General features: G+C 44.2%; 13 protein-coding genes and 1 pseudogene. 7 read left to right on the top strand and 7 right to left on the bottom strand.

From position 1 onward, the window contains the following. Positions 1–52: 52 nt before the first annotated feature. From HMPREF3034_RS09705 to HMPREF3034_RS09680, 7 genes are all read right to left on the bottom strand, one after another. Complete coding sequence (locus HMPREF3034_RS09705) at positions 53–1,195, bottom strand: aspartate aminotransferase family protein (protein WP_062435150.1); 1,143 nt, start codon at positions 1,193–1,195, stop codon at positions 53–55. 366 nt (positions 1,196–1,561) lie between these two features. Then, on the bottom strand, positions 1,562–2,530 hold the full coding sequence (gene argC / locus HMPREF3034_RS09700; protein WP_036896021.1) for an N-acetyl-gamma-glutamyl-phosphate reductase: 969 nt from the start codon (positions 2,528–2,530) through the stop codon (positions 1,562–1,564). A 75-nt stretch (positions 2,531–2,605) separates the two neighbouring features. Beyond that, the gene (locus tag HMPREF3034_RS12365; protein ID WP_082721757.1) at positions 2,606–2,794 is read right to left on the bottom strand and encodes a PspC domain-containing protein; all 189 of its coding nucleotides are present in this window, start codon (positions 2,792–2,794) and stop codon (positions 2,606–2,608) included. A gap of 239 nt (positions 2,795–3,033) precedes the next feature. Beyond that, a complete protein-coding gene (locus HMPREF3034_RS09695; RefSeq protein WP_036896019.1) occupies positions 3,034–4,233 on the bottom strand; it encodes an argininosuccinate synthase in 1,200 nt (399 codons plus the stop codon). 20 nt (positions 4,234–4,253) lie between these two features. Further along, positions 4,254–4,913 carry a GNAT family N-acetyltransferase gene (locus HMPREF3034_RS09690; protein WP_052052713.1) on the bottom strand — a complete coding sequence of 220 codons (660 nt, stop codon included), beginning with the start codon at positions 4,911–4,913 and terminating at the stop codon, positions 4,254–4,256. Between the two features lie 41 nt (positions 4,914–4,954). Beyond that, complete coding sequence (locus tag HMPREF3034_RS09685; RefSeq protein WP_036896017.1) at positions 4,955–5,425, bottom strand: arginine repressor; 471 nt, start codon at positions 5,423–5,425, stop codon at positions 4,955–4,957. A gap of 190 nt (positions 5,426–5,615) precedes the next feature. After that, positions 5,616–7,406, bottom strand: coding sequence for an aminopeptidase P family protein (locus HMPREF3034_RS09680; protein WP_062435147.1), 1,791 nt, complete (start codon positions 7,404–7,406; stop codon positions 5,616–5,618). A gap of 239 nt (positions 7,407–7,645) precedes the next feature. On the opposite strand from HMPREF3034_RS09680, the gene HMPREF3034_RS09675 reads away from it, so the two are divergent. The 7 genes and pseudogenes from HMPREF3034_RS09675 to HMPREF3034_RS09645 all read left to right on the top strand — a co-directional run bounded on the left by HMPREF3034_RS09675 (position 7,646) and on the right by HMPREF3034_RS09645 (position 18,004). Beyond that, entirely contained in the window at positions 7,646–8,638 is a 993-nt protein-coding gene (locus HMPREF3034_RS09675; RefSeq protein WP_062435144.1) for a malate dehydrogenase, read from the top strand. A gap of 63 nt (positions 8,639–8,701) precedes the next feature. Continuing rightward, on the top strand, positions 8,702–9,202 hold the full coding sequence (locus HMPREF3034_RS09670) for an RNA polymerase sigma-70 factor (RefSeq protein ID WP_036896011.1): 501 nt from the start codon (positions 8,702–8,704) through the stop codon (positions 9,200–9,202). Positions 9,203–9,344: 142 nt separating this feature from the next. Continuing rightward, on the top strand, positions 9,345–9,659 hold the full coding sequence (locus tag HMPREF3034_RS09665; RefSeq protein ID WP_062435141.1) for a FecR domain-containing protein: 315 nt from the start codon (positions 9,345–9,347) through the stop codon (positions 9,657–9,659). Between the two features lie 114 nt (positions 9,660–9,773). Continuing rightward, positions 9,774–10,808 carry a Rid family hydrolase gene (locus tag HMPREF3034_RS09660; RefSeq protein ID WP_036896009.1) on the top strand — a complete coding sequence of 345 codons (1,035 nt, stop codon included), beginning with the start codon at positions 9,774–9,776 and terminating at the stop codon, positions 10,806–10,808. A gap of 63 nt (positions 10,809–10,871) precedes the next feature. Then, a complete protein-coding gene (locus HMPREF3034_RS09655) occupies positions 10,872–12,422 on the top strand; it encodes a sulfatase (RefSeq protein WP_036896007.1) in 1,551 nt (516 codons plus the stop codon). A 260-nt stretch (positions 12,423–12,682) separates the two neighbouring features. Then, the gene (locus HMPREF3034_RS09650; RefSeq protein ID WP_036900812.1) at positions 12,683–15,928 is read left to right on the top strand and encodes a SusC/RagA family TonB-linked outer membrane protein; all 3,246 of its coding nucleotides are present in this window, start codon (positions 12,683–12,685) and stop codon (positions 15,926–15,928) included. A gap of 27 nt (positions 15,929–15,955) precedes the next feature. Further along, positions 15,956–18,004 (top strand): annotated as a pseudogene (locus tag HMPREF3034_RS09645) (RagB/SusD family nutrient uptake outer membrane protein). The last annotated feature ends 519 nt before the right edge of the window (positions 18,005–18,523 follow it).

Genomic DNA, 18,523 nt, shown 5'->3' with positions numbered 1-18,523 from the left:
AACTTCAGATAACTCCTGATAACTCCTATAAAACTTCCCATTATCTCTTAAACTATATCTCTTCCAGTACAACTCTAAATCTTCTCATGAACTCATCTACCTCTTCTCTACTTAAACAGAGGGGAGGGAGAATGCGGAGAATGTTGGTTCCGGCACATCCGGTAAAGCAATGTTGCTCGTAGATGAGCTTATGACGCACCTCTTTATGAGGAATATCCATGACGACACCAATCATCAGGCCGCGTCCGCGAACCTCTATGATGTGGCTGTTTTCCTCTTTTAGCTTGTTCAGTTGGTCTATAAAATAGGTACCAACCGTGTTGGCATTTTCCACTAAGTGTTCTTGTTCGAATACATCGAGTACTGCCAAGGCTGCCGTACAAGCTAAATGGTTTCCGCCAAAGGTGGTGCCTAACTGTCCATAAACGGCTTCAAACTCTGGCGAGATGAGGATACCGGACATCGGAAAACCATTGCCAATGCCTTTGGCCATGCTGATAAGGTCGGGACGAATGCCCAACCATTGGTGGGCAAAGAATTTTCCTGAACGACCGTAACCGCATTGTATCTCGTCGCAGATGAGTACCGTACCGTATTTGCGACAAGCCGTTTGTAGACCTTGCGCGAATTCTGGAGTGACCATATTGACGCCTCCGACACCCTGAATACATTCCAAGATGCAGGCGCATACATCGCCTTTGGCCAGTTCGGATTCCCAAGCAGCGAGGTCATTCATTGGTAAGAAGGTTACGTTGTTGGTCTCGTTGACCGGCGCAACGTACTTAGGAATGTCGGTAACTTCTACTGCCAACGACGTACGACCGTGGAAAGCTCTGGTTACAGACAATATACGTTTGCGTCCATGATGGAACGATGCTAACTTCAGACAATTCTCGTTGGCCTCTGCCCCGGAGTTGACGAGGAAGAGACTATAGTCTTCGTAACCGGAAATCTTGCCCAGTCGCTCGGCTAATTCTACTTGTAGCTTGTTGATGACAGAATTGGAATAGAATCCTAATTCGTTGAGTTGTTGTGTTATCCACTTTATATAATGCGGATGACAATGACCGATGCTGATGACGGCATGGCCACCATAAAGGTCTAGGTATTCTTGGTCTTGGTCGTCCCAGACCTTGCATCCCCGGCCTTTCACGATGTTTACATCGAATAGTGGATATACGTCGAATAGTTTCATGGGTGTGTATGTTGGGCCTCCCCCAACCCCCTCCCTAAAGGAGGGGGCTTTTGTAAGGAGGCGTTGTTTTATTTTTAGTTGCTCATCTCTCACCTACCCTTTGATGAGGGGGCTTTTATAAGAGGCTGTTGTTTTACTTTTTAATCGTTCGTCTCCCATCTTCCCTTTGATAAGAGGGCTTTTGTAAGGAGACGTTGTTTTATTTTTAGTTGCTCATCTCTCACCTACCCTTTGATAAGAGGGCTTTTGTAAGGAGGTGTTGTTTTATTCTTTAATTACTCATCCATTTTCCCTCCCCCTTTATGGGGAGGGCTGGGTGGGGCTTTTCTTTCCCTTTTCCTCTTTTTAGAAGGGCTGGGGGTGGGGCTAAAATGCACTAGCTTTTAATTTCAGCCCGGTGGTTTCGTCGATTCCAAACATGATGTTCATATTTTGGACAGCCTGTCCTACTGCACCTTTCAAGAGGTTGTCGATACAACAAGTGATGAGAAGTTTGTTGTCTATCTTATCGCAATGCACGAGTACCTTGTTGGTGTTGACCACCTCTTTCAGGTCGATGGCCTTGTCTACATAGTGGGTGAAGGCTGCGTCTTGGTAGAAATCTTTGTATGCTTTGATGATGGTGTCGATGTCGACGTCGGTTTTGATCACCTCAGTGGCAAAGATACCGCGGGCGAAATCACCGCGATAGGGAATGAAATCAATGTTTGCCTCCAGCTGGCCTTGGACTTGTTTCAGACTCTGTCGAATCTCCGGTACATGCTGATGTTTGAATGCTTTGTAGATACTCATGTTGTTGTTACGCCACGAGAAGTGCGTCGTTGCACCCGGTTTTTGTCCGGCTCCGGTGCTTCCAGTGATAGCATTCACAGCCACATCTTCCTTGATGATACCGAGTTTTGCAGCGGGGAGCAGTCCCAGTTGGATGCAAGTGGCGAAGCATCCGGGATTGGCTACGTGCTGGGCGTGGGCTATCTTCTCTTTATTGAGTTCGGGTAAGCCATACACAAAGTCATTGCCGAGAGCTTCTAAACGGAAGTCTTGTGCCAGATCTATAATCTTCACGTGGTCAGGAATAGTATGCTCTTTCAAGAAGGCCTCGCTCTTTCCGTGTCCAAAGCAGAAAAAAACGACGTCTACTTTGTCGAAAGACATTTCATCGGTAAACTTCATATCGGTCTCACCATACAAGCCTTCGTGAACATCGGTCAAAGGATTGCCGGCGTTACTCTCGCTGTTTGCAAATACGATTTCAGCTTCCGGGTGATTCAATAGCAGACGAATGAGTTCGCCACCTGTATATCCGGCTGCACCGAAGATTCCTACTTTAATCATTTGTTATAAGTTTATAAGTTGGTGAGTTTTTTAGTTTCTGAGTTGCTGGGTATTTATTTGCTATCAATAATCCCCTTATTCACTCGGCACGATAAGCCATAATATCAAATAAAGAATGACTCCGCTGAATGCGGTGAAGATGGTTAGCAGAGTGTAGAGAATGCGTGTGAGCGTCGGGTCGAAGTCGAAATACGCTGCAATACCACTACATACGCCAGCAACCATGCGGTCTTTAGGTCGATAAATTCTTTTTCCTGTTGACATTTGGTGATTTTTTAAGTTTCTAAGTTCTTGAGTCTTTGAGTTCTTAAGTTGACTAGTAAACGAGTTGACCAGTCTTTTCGAGTCTCTAAGTTCCTAAGTCTTTGAGTTCTTGAGTTGGCTAGTAAACAAGTTGACCAGTCTTTTTGAGCCTCTAAGTTCTTAAGTTTCTGAGTTCTTGAGTTGGCTAGTAAACAAGTTGACAGGTGGACTCCCCTCCTTGGAGGGGATGGGGGAGGTTCTTACCTCTCCTCTCCCGGATGTGCCCCGTAGTATACTCGCAGCGGTGTAGAGCTTACCTTGATAAATCCTTTGGCCTCTTCGGCAGTCCATCCATGCTGCATCTCGCCATATTCTCCGAGCTTGGATTTCGTCAAATCGTCGTCACTATCTACACCAACAGTTTGGAAACCATAGGGGCGAAGTTTTAAGATGGCGGTACCGTTTACGTTGCGTTGTGAGCTGGTGAGCATCGCTTCGATATCTGGCATCACCGGTTCGAGATATTGACTCTCGTGCAAGAACATGCCATACCAATTGGCTACCTGTTCTTTCCAGTACTGTTGCCACTTGCTGAGCGTGCTCTTTTCCAACAATCTATGTGCTTCGATAATCAATTTTGGAGCAGCGGCTTCGAAGCCTACACGGCCTTTGATACCGATAATTGTGTCTCCAACGTTGCAGTCACGACCAATGGCGTAGGCTGCACCTATCTCTTCTATCTTTTGAATAGCGGCTATCTTGTCATCGAACAGTTCACCGTTGACTGCCACAATCTCACCTTTCTTAAATGTGATTTTGAGATCGGTTTCTTCATTACAAGTGACATGTTTCAAGTAAGCTTCTTCGGGTAATCCCTGTGTGGGGTCTAGTAATTCACCGCCACAGATACTAGTTCCCCAGATACCTACGTTGTAGCTGTATTTTAATTTGGTGAAGTCGGCCGAGAATCCATGTTCGTTTAAGTAGTCCACTTCCTCTTGACGACTCAACGCTTTGTCGCGTGTGAGGGTGATAATCTCAATTCCCGGAGCCATGACAAGGAAAGTCATGTCGAATCGAATTTGGTCGTTGCCGGCTCCGGTAGAACCATGGGCGATGGCATCAGCTCCAATTTCTTTTGCATAGCGGGCAATGGCGATGGCTTGGAAGATACGTTCTGATGATACGGATATGGGATAACAATTGTTTCTCATTACGTTTCCGAATATCATATACTTCAAACTTTTCTCGTAATACTCCTGTGTGACGTCGAGCGTAGCGTAGGCTACGGCACCTAATTTATAGGCGTTTGCCTCGTTGGTCTTGAGCTGTTCGGCACTAAAACCGCCGGTGTTAGCGCATGCGGCATATACATCCCACCCGTCTTGGGTGAGTTTCATTACGGTGTATGAGGTGTCAAGTCCGCCTGAGAAGGCTACTACGACTTTTTTCTTTCCCATATTCTATTTCCTTTCAATCATTATTCTTTGTATCCATTTTCTATCTTCATGACCCGCTCCATCACTTCTGCGGGAATCTTTGCGGGCAGCTGTTCCTCCGGATCGAAAAGCATGGCAGTGCAAATACAGTATTTACGGCCTGTTCGATGGAGCACATCTTTATTCACACATCCCTCACATCCGCGCCAAAAAGATTCGTCGTCGGTTAAATCACTGAATGTTACGGGATGATAACCTAATTGGGTGTTCATCTTCATCACGGCCGATCCGGATGTTAATGAGAATATTTTTGCGTGTGGCCAACGCTTGCGTGCCAACGTGAAAGTCATGTCTTTGATGCGTTTGGCCAGTCCTAGTCCGCGGTAATCGGGATGCACGATGAGGCCTGAAGTTGTCACATAGTGCTTGTTTCCCCATGTCTCGATATAGCTGAATCCGGCAAACTTATCGCCATCCAAGGCAATGACGGCCTTCGCCTCTTTCATTTTAGTAGCTAGATATTCGTGTGTACGCTTGGCAATACCGGTACCACGCACTTTTGCCGCTTCTTCAATAGTCTTTAAAATGGTGTCTACGTATATCTCGTGGGAGGGATCGGCCACTACCACTTGAATCTTGTCTTTCGGTCTCGAAACTGTAATGGGGGAGGCTGTTTCTGTAGTTTGGTCTTGTTCTTTCATCTTTTTGTTATTATCCCCATGAATGTATGGTGTTGAAAGATTTACATGGAAGTAATCGAATAAAGTTTCTTCAACACCGCTTGTTCGCTTACCCCTTCCTTTAATACTATAAATATGGTGTCGTCGCCGGCTATTGTTCCCAAGATTTCCGGTATGTCGTTCATGTCAATGTTGTACGCTATGCTGCTCGCATAGCCCGGTCTTGTCTTGATGACTCCCATGTTTCCAGAGAAGTTGGCCGATAGAAAGCCCGGTGTATTCATCATTTCCAGCACGCTCATAGGTTTATGTACGCGCTTGTACATCGTCTCGTTGGGCAATACATATACGTATTTACCGTTCATGCTGGCAGCCTTTGCCACTTTCAGTTGCTTCATGTCGCGACTCAATGTGGCTTGTGTCAATTTGAAACCTTCTTGTTGCAATGCTTTCAACACTTCCTCTTGGCTTCCTAATTCCTTGCTGGAAATGAGCATCTTGAGGGCGTCTATTCTGCTTCCTTTATCTTTCATGCTTTGTATTTTTATTCATTATACGGTTGCAAAAGTATGTGTTGTTGCATGAATAACCAAATATTTTTGTATAAAATTGCATATTTAGGTGATAAATTATGAGGTATTGGTCTTTTTAGTGCATAAATATGCAACACGGGAGCTTGGTAAATTGAATAGTCAAAACTTCGGCTATTCGATAAAATAAGGATTACTTCACTGCTTTGGTCGCTTCTCTTAACCACGCTCTCTCATCGGTATTGAGTTCCGGTGCAAGTTCGTCGTAGACATGCTGATGGTAGCTGTTGAGCCATGATCGTTCTTCGGGGGTAAGCAGAGATAGGTCGGCGGCACTCAAATCAATGGGGCATAAGGTCAAGGAATCCATCTGTAGGAAATGTCCCATGGCAGTGGTTTGATAGTCTTCTACGATGAGGGTGTTCTCAATACGGACACCGAACTTTCCGGCAAGGTAGATACCCGGTTCATCGGTGATGGTCATTCCGGCATGCAGGGGAGCTGGTTTGTATTCCTGTCGCACCTGATGAGGCCCCTCGTGAACACATAGATAGCTGCCCACACCGTGTCCTGTGCCATGCATGAAGTTTAGTCCTTCGCGCCAAAGCGGTTGACGAGCTACGGCGTCGATGCGTGTGCCACTCGTTCCATCGGGGAATTTACAAAGCTCTAGTTGTATGTGTGCCTTCAGTACAAGGGTGTAGATATGGCGCTGTTCGTCGGTGATGGGGCCGAGTGGGATGGTGCGTGTGATGTCGGTCGTGCCGTCTAGATACTGTGCTCCGCTGTCTATGAGTATGAATCCGCAAGGTTTGAGTGGAATGTCGGTGGCTGTTGTAGGCTCGTAGTGTACGATGGCTCCATGGGCTTCGTAAGCTGATATGGTGGGGAATGACACCCCCTTGTAGAGCGCTTGCTCCGCCCTGAACTGCTCCAGTCGGTCGCTTACGGTTATTTCTGTTTGTCCACCGGCTTCCACGGCCGGTCGTAACCATCGTAGGAATTTCACCATGGCGATGCCGTCGCGCTTCATGGCTTGGCGAAAGCCGGCTATCTCAGTAGAATTCTTGATAGCTTTCAAGACGGGGATGGGTGATGTTTCGCATACGACAGCTTGACATTTGATAGCCTTGCTCAACGTGTAGTTTACTTCTGAAGGGTCTATGAGTATGTTGTATTCAAAATAGTGCGCCAATCCTTCTTTTACTTTTTCATAGGGAGCAACGTCTATATGCGCTGTTTGCAGATAGGCTTCTACTTCGGGTGATAGCTTTCGTGAGTCAACGAAGAGAGTGGCTGTTGTACTCGATATGAGTAAATAGCTCACGAAAAGTGGATTGCAAGGGATGTCGCTGCCACGTAAGTTGAGTGTCCAAGCTATGTCGTCGAGTGCGCAGACGAGCATGCCGTCGGCATGTTTTTCGCGTAGTGCCTGACGAATGCGCCGGAGTTTGGAGATTGTGTCTTCTCCCGCATATTTCAAAGGGTGCAGCATGATGGGGTTGAGTGGTATCTCCGGTCGGTCATTCCATATCTGTTGCAATGGGTCGAAGTTGGTGCGTACGGTGATACCACCGTGCTCTCTCATCTCAGCGATGAGTGTTTCTGCCTCCACTCTACTCTCTACCATGCCGTCGATACCTATTTCCGGTCCGTCAAGTTCGTGTAGTTCATGAGCCAACCATTCTGTGATAGACGGTGTTTCGGGCAGTCCCATTTTCATCAATTGGAATTCCGTTCCGCTTAATTGCTCGGCGGCAGCGAGGAAATAGCGCGAGTCGGTCCACAAGGCGGCACTATTCATAGTGACGACGGCTGTCCCGGCCGAGCCGTCAAAGCCCGTTATCCACTCTCTGCTTGCCCAATGGTAAGGTACTATCTCGCTCTGATGCGGGTCGGTACTAGGGAAGATGAATGCAGCGAGATGTTCACGTTTCAACTGTTCGCGCAGTAATTGGAGGCGTTCGGATATTGCGGTTTTCATGTCTACTTGTTTTGTTTAATGATAGACAAATTTAAGAAATAAAAGCGATACGGACAAAAGCAAATGTTGCAAATTGTCATATCTACATGACATATAGAATATTTAACGTGATTCTGCTTTCGTTTTTTAAGTTTAATAACACATTAATATGATAGCAAACTATGTTGTAAAAGCATTTTTTTGTAACTTTGCGGAAATCAAATGGTAGACTTACAACTTTTTTAAAATAACTAATAATTATGGAATTTTTAACAAACGAAAAGCTCGTTATCGTCGGTGCCGGCGGTATGATTGGTTCTAACATGGCTCAGACCGTACTTACATTGGGCCTGACTCCTAACCTTTGTCTCTATGATATTTTTGAGCCCGGACTTCACGGTGTGGCTGACGAAATCGCTCAGTGTGGCTTCCCTGGGGCAAGCGTAACATGGACTACCAATCCCGAAGAGGCTTTCACAGGTGCTAAGTATATCATTTCTTCAGGTGGTGCTCCCCGTAAAGAGGGCATGACACGTGAGGACTTGCTCAAAGGTAACTGTAAGATTGCAGCTGAGTTCGGTGACTATATCAAGAAGTATTGCCCCGATGTAAAGCACGTTGTTGTTATCTTCAACCCCGCTGATGTTACAGCTTTGACAGCTCTTATCCACTCTGGTTTGAAGCCAAATCAATTGACTTCTCTCGCAGCTCTTGACTCTACTCGTCTTCAGCAAGCTTTGGCACTGGAGTTTGGTGTACAGCAAGACAAGGTAACCGGTGCACATACATACGGTGGTCACGGCGAGCAGATGGCAGTGTTTGCATCTCAAGTAAAGGTAGACGGCAAGCCTTTGGCTGATTGTGGTCTCTCTGCTGAGAAGTGGGAAGAAATCAAGCACAACACTGTACAGGGTGGTTCACGTATTATCAAGCTCCGTGGTCGCAGCTCATTCCAGAGCCCTGCTTACAACGCAGTGAAGATGATAGAGGCAGCTATGGGCGGTGAGAAGTTCACATTGCCAGCAGGTTGCTATGTAAACGACGATAAGCTCGGCTTCCACAATGTAATGATGGCTATGCCTACTACCATCGATGCTACCGGTGTACACTATGTATTGCCACAGGGTACAGAAGAGGAGATGGCTTCATTGAAGGCTTCTTACGACCATCTTTGCAAGATGCGCGATGAAATTGTAGGTCTCGAAATCGTTCCTGCAGTAGCTGATTGGGGTAAGGATAATCCTAACCTCTAAGGAGATAGATAACTTTGTAAGGCTTATCGGGTGGTTGCCCGGTAAGCCTTTTAAGTAATACCGATGGACATCACGCTCACATTTCAATATTATTACCGCCCGTTGTGCCTCTATGCCATACACTATTTGCATGACATTGATGCTGCCGAAGACGTGGTACAGGAATGTTTTGCCAAGTTGTGGGAAAGGAAGAAAGACCGGCCGGTGGACAATGTGAAGGCTTTTCTCTATACATCGGTGCGAAATATGTGTATCGATAATATTCGTAAGGCGAACCCGATAGACGGGAATGTGCTACCTTCTGATTTGGAAGGAACGCTGACCGACGGGGAAGCAGAGGAACGATCTTTTCATGAGGCAGAGTTGTGGACTGCCATAGATAAACTTCCTACGCGTTGCCGTGAGGTGTTCGTGATGAGTAAACGCGATAATATGAAGTACCGTGAGATAGCCTCTGAGTTGGGTATCTCGGAGAAAACGGTAGAACACCAAGTGAGCAAAGCCTTGAAAATATTGCGTGGCAAGGTGGAGTCCTTTTTCTATATGCTTGGTTTGTGTGCCTAATTGGGCATACTAAAATTCTAGTTTTATTTTGTTTTTGATTATATTTGCATCGTCATTAAGACTGGTGGTACTCACATGTACGATGAGAAACAAATCATAATCGACTTAAAGCAAGGCTCACCCCATGCACTTCGCCTCGTCTATGAAGCTATATTCCAAGCGCCTTTATGCCTTCTGTATAGAATATGCCAAGTCGGTCAATGTACAGTATATCGGTGCTTGGAAGCGTGGTCCGTTGGTGTTTAAGCTCCAAGCTTTGGGTGCAGTGCTTGAAGCTATAGAAGCTTCTTACGGTGTGGATATTCGATTGGACGTGTCGTTGATGCTCACTGACCGCTTCACAGGAACCCTGCCGGTGGACGATTTGTCCTTAGCATTGCGTATCATAGGTGAGACTTATCATCTTCAATATCAGGTACAAGGTGATAAGGTTGTTATGATGCAGCAGAATAGATGACGGATGAGAATTGCGGATTATAGGATATGTGATTATAGATGAAATGAAATAAGCCGCTATATCCTATTTGTATTTCGATAATATTTTCTATTTTTGTAGGAAATAAACCTATCTATGCATAAATATATTGTGTTTTCACCTCGTAGTCGCGGTAGTTTTGTCGAGCGGCTGGGTGAACTCTATTTAGCTGTGGGCGACTATCTGGATATGGAAAAACTAGATGGTCGAAGTCTATGCTATTGCAAAATATTTCTGAGTGACATCTTGAATCAGCACGCACAGTTGCTGGATTCACCTTTATATATAGATCTATTGTCGGATAACAATTGTACCATTGTGGAGCAAGCACCGGCCGATGGCAGTAAAATCTCACTGTTGTTGATGACCGATGATCAAGCACCGGAGACACTTTTCCACGCTTTGCGACTGACAGATGAGGAAGTGTCGGGTCATAATGCTTACGAACAGACGCGGCTCTTGTTTGAAAAATACATAGCCATAGCCGATTCTTTACACCTCACGATGAGCGAACATTTGGTGCGAACATGGATTTATGTAGCTGATATCGATAATGATTATGCCGACATCGTAAAGGCTCGTAACGACGTGTTTGCACAATATGGATTGACCACCGACACGCATTTTATTGCGAGTACAGGTATTGGAGGGGCAACAGCAGTGTGCCATGCTGCCGTGGGAATGGACTTCTTGACCTTCCCCCACATCGTAGAAAGCGATAAAAAGTATCTTCAAGCATTGGAATATCTAAATCCAACGCATGAATACGGGGTGGCTTTCGAGCGTGGAACGCGTATCACGACCGCCTTATCACAGCGTTGCTTTATATCGGGGACAGCCTCTATCGATAAAAAAGGGCAGATACTTTATCGTGGAGATGTGTTGCGTCAAACGGCTCGGTTGTTGGAGAATATCAGTATGTTGCTGAAAGATGGTGGAGCCCGTATGCAGCAGTTAGATTATCTAGTAGTCTATTTGCGTGACATATCAGACTATGTACCGGTGGAAGCCTTCCTCCGCCGACTCTATCCTGCTATCCCCCATGTTATCGTACATGCCAAGGTATGTCGGCCGGGGTGGCTCATAGAAATGGAAGGGGTATCCTCTTCTAGCTCTTTCAAAGAGAGATGAGTTGCCTTTTATCTATTAATCATATCATCTTAACCTATAATTCATTATCATTAATTCGAAGAAATGAACGCATCAAAGCAGTTATTACCTATTTTGACATTGGCGGCAACGAGTCCATTGACAACGATGGCACATACCGCACAGTATGAAACCAAACGTCCGAATATCATCCTTTTTATGGTAGATGATATGGGTTGGCAAGATACTTCCGTACCTTTTTGGACGCAGCGCACGCGTTATAATGACATTTATGAGACGCCGAATATGGAGCGATTGGCTGCACAAGGTATGCTATTCACGCAAGCCTATGCCACACCTATCAGTTCGCCGACCCGTTGTAGTTTGATGACCGGCTCAAATGCAGCTCGCCATCGTGTGACTAACTGGACTAAAGTAAAGGGAGTTTCGACCGATAGTAAGGACGAGACCGTGGCACCTCCCGATTGGAACGTAAACGGAATCAGTCAGGTTTCGGGTACAGATTATACTTATGTTGGCAAGTCGTTTGTGGAATTATTGCGCGAGAACGGTTATCATACCATTCATTGCGGTAAGGCACATTGGGGAGCAAGGAATACTCCGGGGGAGAATCCTAGTCATTGGGGATTTGAAGTGAATATTGCAGGTAATTCAATTGGCTCGCCGGCAACCTATCTGAGTGAAGAGAATTATGGCAATGAGAAAGATGGCAAGAAAGCATCTTGGCATGCTGTGCCAACTTTAGAAAAGTATTGGGGCAGTGGTACGTTCCTCACCGAGGCTTTGACACGTGAGGCTATAGGAGCTTTACAGAAGGCCAAGGAATACAACCAGCCATTCTATCTCTATATGGCTCATTATGCCGTCCATATCCCAATAGAAAAAGATGTGCGCTACTTCGATAAGTATAAGAAAAAAGGACTCTCTGATAAGGAAGCTGCTTATGCGTCTTTGGTAGAAGGTATGGATAAAAGTTTGGGCGACATTATGGATTGGGTGGAGAAGAACGATGAGGCCGACAACACCATTATTATATTTATGAGCGATAACGGTGGATATGCCACGGGGCTACAGTGGCGCGATGCTCCGCTTTATACCCAGAACGCTCCGCTTACTTGTGGGAAGGGTTCTATGTATGAAGGTGGAATCCGTGAACCTATGATAGTGAAATGGCCTCGCCGTGTCCAGCCTGGCACACGGTGTAACCAATATCTGATGATAGAAGATTTTTATCCTTCTATTCTTGAGATGGCGGGAGTGAAAGACTACAAGGTGCCTCAAGTAATTGATGGACGGAGTTTTGTACCCTTGCTGACTAAGCAGGGAGACCCATCTAAAAATAGAGCTTTGGTGTGGAATTATCCGAATGTTTGGGGCAATACCGGCCCCGGTATCAGTCTGAATTGTGCAATTAGAAAGGGAGATTGGAAATTAATTTATAATTATAAGACGGGTAAGAAAGAACTCTACAATATTCCGAAAGATATTAGTGAAAAGCATGATATGGCTGCTTCAAAGCCCCAACTCGTCAAGTCTTTGTCGGCAGAACTGGGTACTTCTCTGCGTAGTATGGGGGCTCAACGCCCTGTGTTTAAGCAGACTGGTAAGCCATGTCCATGGCCAGATGAGGAATAAGAAGGGTTATTCTAGACTTATATTCCTTTGTGGTAACATTTTAATAAAAACTTGATAAATATTCTGTATTTTTGGTTTTTATGGTTAATATTAGTTAATTACGATGGTTCATATAGTTAAATATGAGCAATAAAGGCAAATAAGTTTTATCTCTATCTAACTATTATGTAATTTTGAGGCTATATTTTTAAGATTCCTAAATTCCTAAGATAAGAATAATTGTTATTAATAAAATAAATAAATATCTAATATTTACCTTTATGTCTAATCATTTAAATCAAATGTTATTGCTGCTTCTTTCGGCAGCAGGAGGTTTCCCTGCGACAGTCAGCGCAGGAAACACAGCTGGAGTTGCTATAACCCAGCAAGTATCTAAATGTACAGGTGTGGTAAAAGATCAGTCTGGTGAACCTATTATCGGTGCTTCTGTCACCGTAAAAGGTAGCAAGAATGGTGCCATTACCGACCTTGACGGGAACTTCTCTCTTCCTAATGTAGGTAAGGGAAGTACCATTCTCATCTCTTATATCGGTTATAAAACCAAGGAGGTGGTTTGGAATGGACAGGAAATCAACACCACTCTTCAAGAAGACTCTCACGGTCTGAACGAAGTTGTTGTTGTAGGTTATGGTACACAGAAGAAAGTCAATGTGACCGGAGCTATCAGTATGGTAGGTTCAGAAGCTTTGGAGAACCGCCCGGTTGCCAATGTTACGCAGGCTTTACAAGGAACTGTGTCTGGTCTTACTTTCTCTGCCAACAACAATGGTGGACAGTTGAACAACAGTATGTCGTTCACTATTCGTGGTACAGGTTCTATCGGTGAGGGTTCTTCAGATGCTCCATTGGTATTGATTGATGGTATTGAAGGCGACTTGAACTCTTTGAACCCTAACGATATTGAGAGCGTATCGGTATTGAAAGATGCAGCTTCGGCTTCTATCTATGGTACACGTGCTGCTTTCGGTGTACTTCTTGTTACTACCAAGAGTGGTAAGAGCGGTAAAGTGAAAGTGAACTATTCCGGTGACGTACGCTTCAGTACAGCTACTCAGTTGCCTGAGATGGCTAACTCTTTGGAGTGGGCTAATTATTTCAATGTTGCCAGTCGTAATGCCGGTGGTTCTAACCAATTCTCTGATGAGACTTTAGAGAATATCAAGAAGTATATGAACGGTGAATTCACTGATCCAACAAAACCGGAATATTACGGTACAATTGCTGGTAAAACGGACTGGAATGCTTATACAGCATCGTTTGCCAATACCGATTGGTTCTCTGAATTCTATAAAAAGAATGTGCCTTCTACGCAGCATAACTTGAGTTTGAGCGGTGGTACAGAGAAGTTCAGCTGGTTGATTAGTGGCGGCTATCTGCATGAAAATGGTTTGATTCGTCATGGTCACGACCAATTGAAGCGCTACACCATGAATAGCAAAATCAACGCACAGTTAGCTTCTTGGGCTCGTGTAGAATATGCTACCAAGTGGACTCGCAAGAACTTTGAGCGCCCTCAGTACTTGACAGGGCTCTTCTTCCATAATATTGCTCGTCGTTGGCCGACTTGTCCTGTTGTAGATCCTAATGGTCACTGGATGGGTGGAATGGAAATTGAAGAGTTGGAAAACGGTGGTGTTTATAAGACATTCGACGACAGTTTTACCCAGCAACTTAACTTTACGTTTACTCCTCTTGCAGGTTGGAATATCCATGCAGATGGTGCTTTGCGTGTTAATAACTATAAAGAAACCAATGCGTCATTGCCTATCTATACTTATAATAAAGACAATAAGCCTTCATTGCGCGACAGTGGATATGGCACTGTAACAAAGTATTATGATTATAGATTCCGTCAAGATTATTATGCTGTCAATGTTTATACCGACTATACTCGTAGTTTCGGTTTGCACAATGCGAAAGTTTTGCTCGGTATGAACTATGAACGCTACAACCAAGATAGTGCGACAGGTTCTGGTGAACAGCTCACTACGCCTGATTTCCCTTTCTTGAGTCAGACTCAGGCAAATAAGAAAGCTAGTGATTCTTATTGGAATCGTGCTACAGCCGGTTACTTTGGCCGTATCAACTATGATTACGATGGAATCTACTTGTTTGAGTTCAATCTTCGCTATGACGGTTCTTCTCGCTTCACCAGTGATAGACGTTGGGCTTGGTTCCCCTCTGTTTCGGCTGGTTGGAACATTGCTAAAGAAAAATTCTTTGAACCATTGAGCAATACCATCAGTACTTTGAAGCTTCGTGCTTCTTGGGGACAGTTGGGTAACACCAGCTCTACTTACAAAAGTTTCTGGGATTGGTATCCATTCTATCAAGAGCAGGGAATTGCATCTGTAGCTAGTAGCTGGTTGATTAATGGTCGTCAACAGAATGTTGCAGGTTTGCCGGGCATAGTAAACTCTAGCATGACTTGGGAAACTGTTGAGACTTGGGACATTGGTCTTGATTGGGCTGCATTCAATAATAGGTTGACTGGTTCGTTCGACGTTTACAGTCGTACAACAAGAAATATGATAGGTCCTGCTCCTATCTTGGGTTCTGTATTGGGAACTAATGCTCCTAAGACTAATAACTGCGATATGCGTTCTACCGGTTGGGAATTTGAAATCGGATGGCGCGACCATATCGGTGACGTGAAGTACGGTGCTAAGTTGAACCTTTCTGATGCAACTGCCAAGGTTTTGACTTATCCTTATGATGGCAAATTCGAAAATCAGAGTATATATAGCAATTATAATGGTAAGAAGATGGGTGAAATCTGGGGTTATGAGACCGAAGGAATTGCTCAGACCAAGGAACAAATGGACGAATGGAGAAAGAACAACAATCCTAATTGGGGGAGCAACTGGCAAGCCGGCGATATTATGTATCGCAACCTCGTAGACCGTGTTGACGAGAATGGTAAAGAACTTGATAAGGGTGTCGTTAACTCTGGTAGCGGTACCATCGGTGACCATGGCGACTTGAAGGTGATTGGTAATACTACTCCACGTTATAACTTCGGTATTACATTGAACGCAGAATACAAGGGCTTCGACTTCTCTATCTTCTTCCAAGGTGTGATGAAACGCGATTGGATGTTTGCTGAGGATGCAGCTTACTTCTGGGGTGCTCAAGGTAATATGTGGCAGTCTACTGTATTCAAGGAGCATTTGAACTATTGGTCAGAAGAGAATCCTAACGCTTATTACCCACGTCCTTACTTGAGTGGTGATATTAGAAAGAACAATAAGACACAGACTCGCTTCTTACAAAGTGCCGCTTACATGCGTTGTAAGAACATGCAGATAGGTTATAGTTTGCCGCATGCACTTATCTCACGTGCAGGTTTAAGCAACTGCCGCATTTATTTCTCTTGCGACAATATGTTCACTATTACCAGTCTTTCTAATGTCTTCGATCCGGAAGCTTTGGGTGGCGCATGGGGTGGAGGTAAGCTCTATCCATTGCAGCGTACATTCTCTTTTGGTGTAAATGTTAGTTTCTAATTAGAATATCAGAAGCATTTCTTTATTATGAAAATCAATATTAAAAATATAAGTATGTTTGCTGTGGTGGCTACTGCCACCTTGGCAACAACATCGTGTAACGATTTACTCGACTTAGAACCAGTGAGTCAAATCACTCCAGAATCTTATTATAAGAGTGCCGACCAGTTGGCTTCTTATCTCAATAACTACTATGATAGTTATATTGTGACCCCATTTGCAAGTGCAACACACGGTTGGGGTGGTTGGCATGATGGTAAGGCTGCCTCTGACCAGAATACCGATATCTTTGTAAAAGGTTTAGGAGGCAATACGACTAAGTTTGCTGATAACCATTGGGAAGTATCTGCCGGTAAGGTATTGCAGGGTAGTTATGGTGGAATCCGTACTTGTAATTATCTCATAGGTCAAGTAGAAAAAGGTATGGCAGCTAAGTCTATTAGCGGTGATCCAACTATGGTTAACAACTGTTTGGGTGAAGCTTACTTTATGCGTGCCATGCTTTATTTCAATTTGTTGGCTAACTATGGCGATATTCCTGTTGTAAAGAAAGTGTTGATAGACAACAATGACTCTTTGGTTGCTGTCAGCCAACGTGTTCCTCGTAATGAGGTGGCTCGTTTTATTTTGAGTGATTTGGATGTAGCTGCCAAAAACTTATATGCCCGTTCTGTATATAATGGACAACGATTAAATAAGGAAGCAGCTTAGTTATTTAAATCAAGAGTGGCTTTATTTGAAGGAACTTTCGAGAAATATCATCAGGGCTCAGGGCGCGTACCGGGCGATGCTAATTGGCCGGGTGCGAAAATGGCTTACAACAGTGGTAAGAAGTTTGATATTCCCGGAGAGATAAAGTTCTTCTTGGAACAAGCAAAAGAGGCTGCAAAGCAAGTTGGTAGTACTATTACTGCGAGTACACACAAGATGCAACCAGCTGTAGGTACACCAACAGGATGGAATGCTTATTTCGAGATGTTTAGTCAGCCGGCTTTGGACAATGTTCCTGAAGTATTGCTATGGAAGCAGTATAGTCGTAGCTTAGGTTATACTCACGATGTTCCTTATCGTGTGAAAGTAGGTTGTGCCGATGGCTATACGCGTGCATTTGTAGAATCTTTCTTGATGAAGAGTGGTAAACCTAAGTATGCAGATAGCAACTATAAGGGTGACGTATCTATCGCAGACGCAAAAGAGGGTCGCGATGAACGTCTACAGTTGTTTGTTTGGGATGAAAAGCAGTTGATTGATACCGATCCGACATCTCCCCATTCCGGTAAGACATATGATGATTATGGTAAAGATGAGAAGACTGGCCTTCAGACCCATATTACCAATACTAATCAGGAAATTCGTTGCATCACCGGTTATCAGCCACGTAAGTACTATACATATGACTATACTCAGACTCCTGATGACAACCGCCAAGGTACTGACGCATGCCCTATATTCCGTGTATCAGAAGCGATGCTGAACTATATGGAGGCTGATTGTGAATTGAACAATGGTAATTCTATTGATGAAACATCAAAAGCATATTGGAAAGCTTTGCGCGAGCGTGCAGGTGTAAGTCCTGATTTTGATGCAACAATTGCAGCTACAGACTTGAATAAAGAAGTGGACTTTGGTGTTTATTCCGGTACCAATCAGGTAAGTAAGATGTTGTATAATATCCGTCGTGAACGTATGAACGAGATGGCAGGTGAAGGTCTACGTTATGCAGATTTGATTCGCTGGCGTTCATTCGACCGCATGATTACAAAGAAGTGGATACCTGAAGGTGTAAACTTTTGGACAGAAATGTATAAGTCTTATGGTAGCGATTTGAAGGCTGATGAATCAAGCGATGCTCTCGTTTCTTCCAAGGCTCAGGGTCTATACATCCGTCCTTATAGTCGCTCTATGGCTGCTTCTAATGAATTGCGTGATGGTTATAATTGGCATGAGGCATACTATCTTAGCCCGCTTGGTATCTCTGACTTGCGTACAGCAGCTGCAGATCGCGACCTCAAGAATAGCCAAATGTATCAGAATGTGAACTGGCCTGCTATGGCGGGTGGGCATGCTGAGAAGTAAGACGACTCATTCCGTTCCTCCTCAATAGAGGGTGATGGATTTGAAAAATATGAAAAGAGATGATGGTTGAGCGACCATCATCTCTTTTTTTGTTTGATAGAATAAAAGATAAGCCCCATTTTAGCCATCTCTAGAGAGGAGGGAGAATGAGATAGAGAGGAAGAATAAGAGATGATGGATTAGGGAATCATGATTAAGGAAAATAGAATATAGATGAAGGGCAATAGTCTGTTATCTTCTATTAACTCCCATTACCTTCTGTTATCTCCCTCTTTTTTTACTTCTTTGTTTAATAATGTTAAATTAAATGTCTTTTTCGGTACTAGAATGTAATCATGCTGTCTGTCCATCCAGAATCGAAGTTACAACCTATTAATATCATTAAATTCATATTTAGTGAACCCTATATATAATCGCACTACTGTCCACTAAAATCTTTTAACAATCTCTTGAAACTCTTATAAATACAAGCTTATATGAGATAAACAGACTCCCTACTTTTGAAAAGAGTATCTTTGC

This window comes from Prevotella sp. DNF00663, assembly GCF_001553265.1.
Taxonomy (GTDB): domain Bacteria; phylum Bacteroidota; class Bacteroidia; order Bacteroidales; family Bacteroidaceae; genus Prevotella.
The sequence above is the reverse complement of the archived record's forward strand: the minus strand, read 5'-3'. Positions and strand labels throughout refer to the sequence as shown.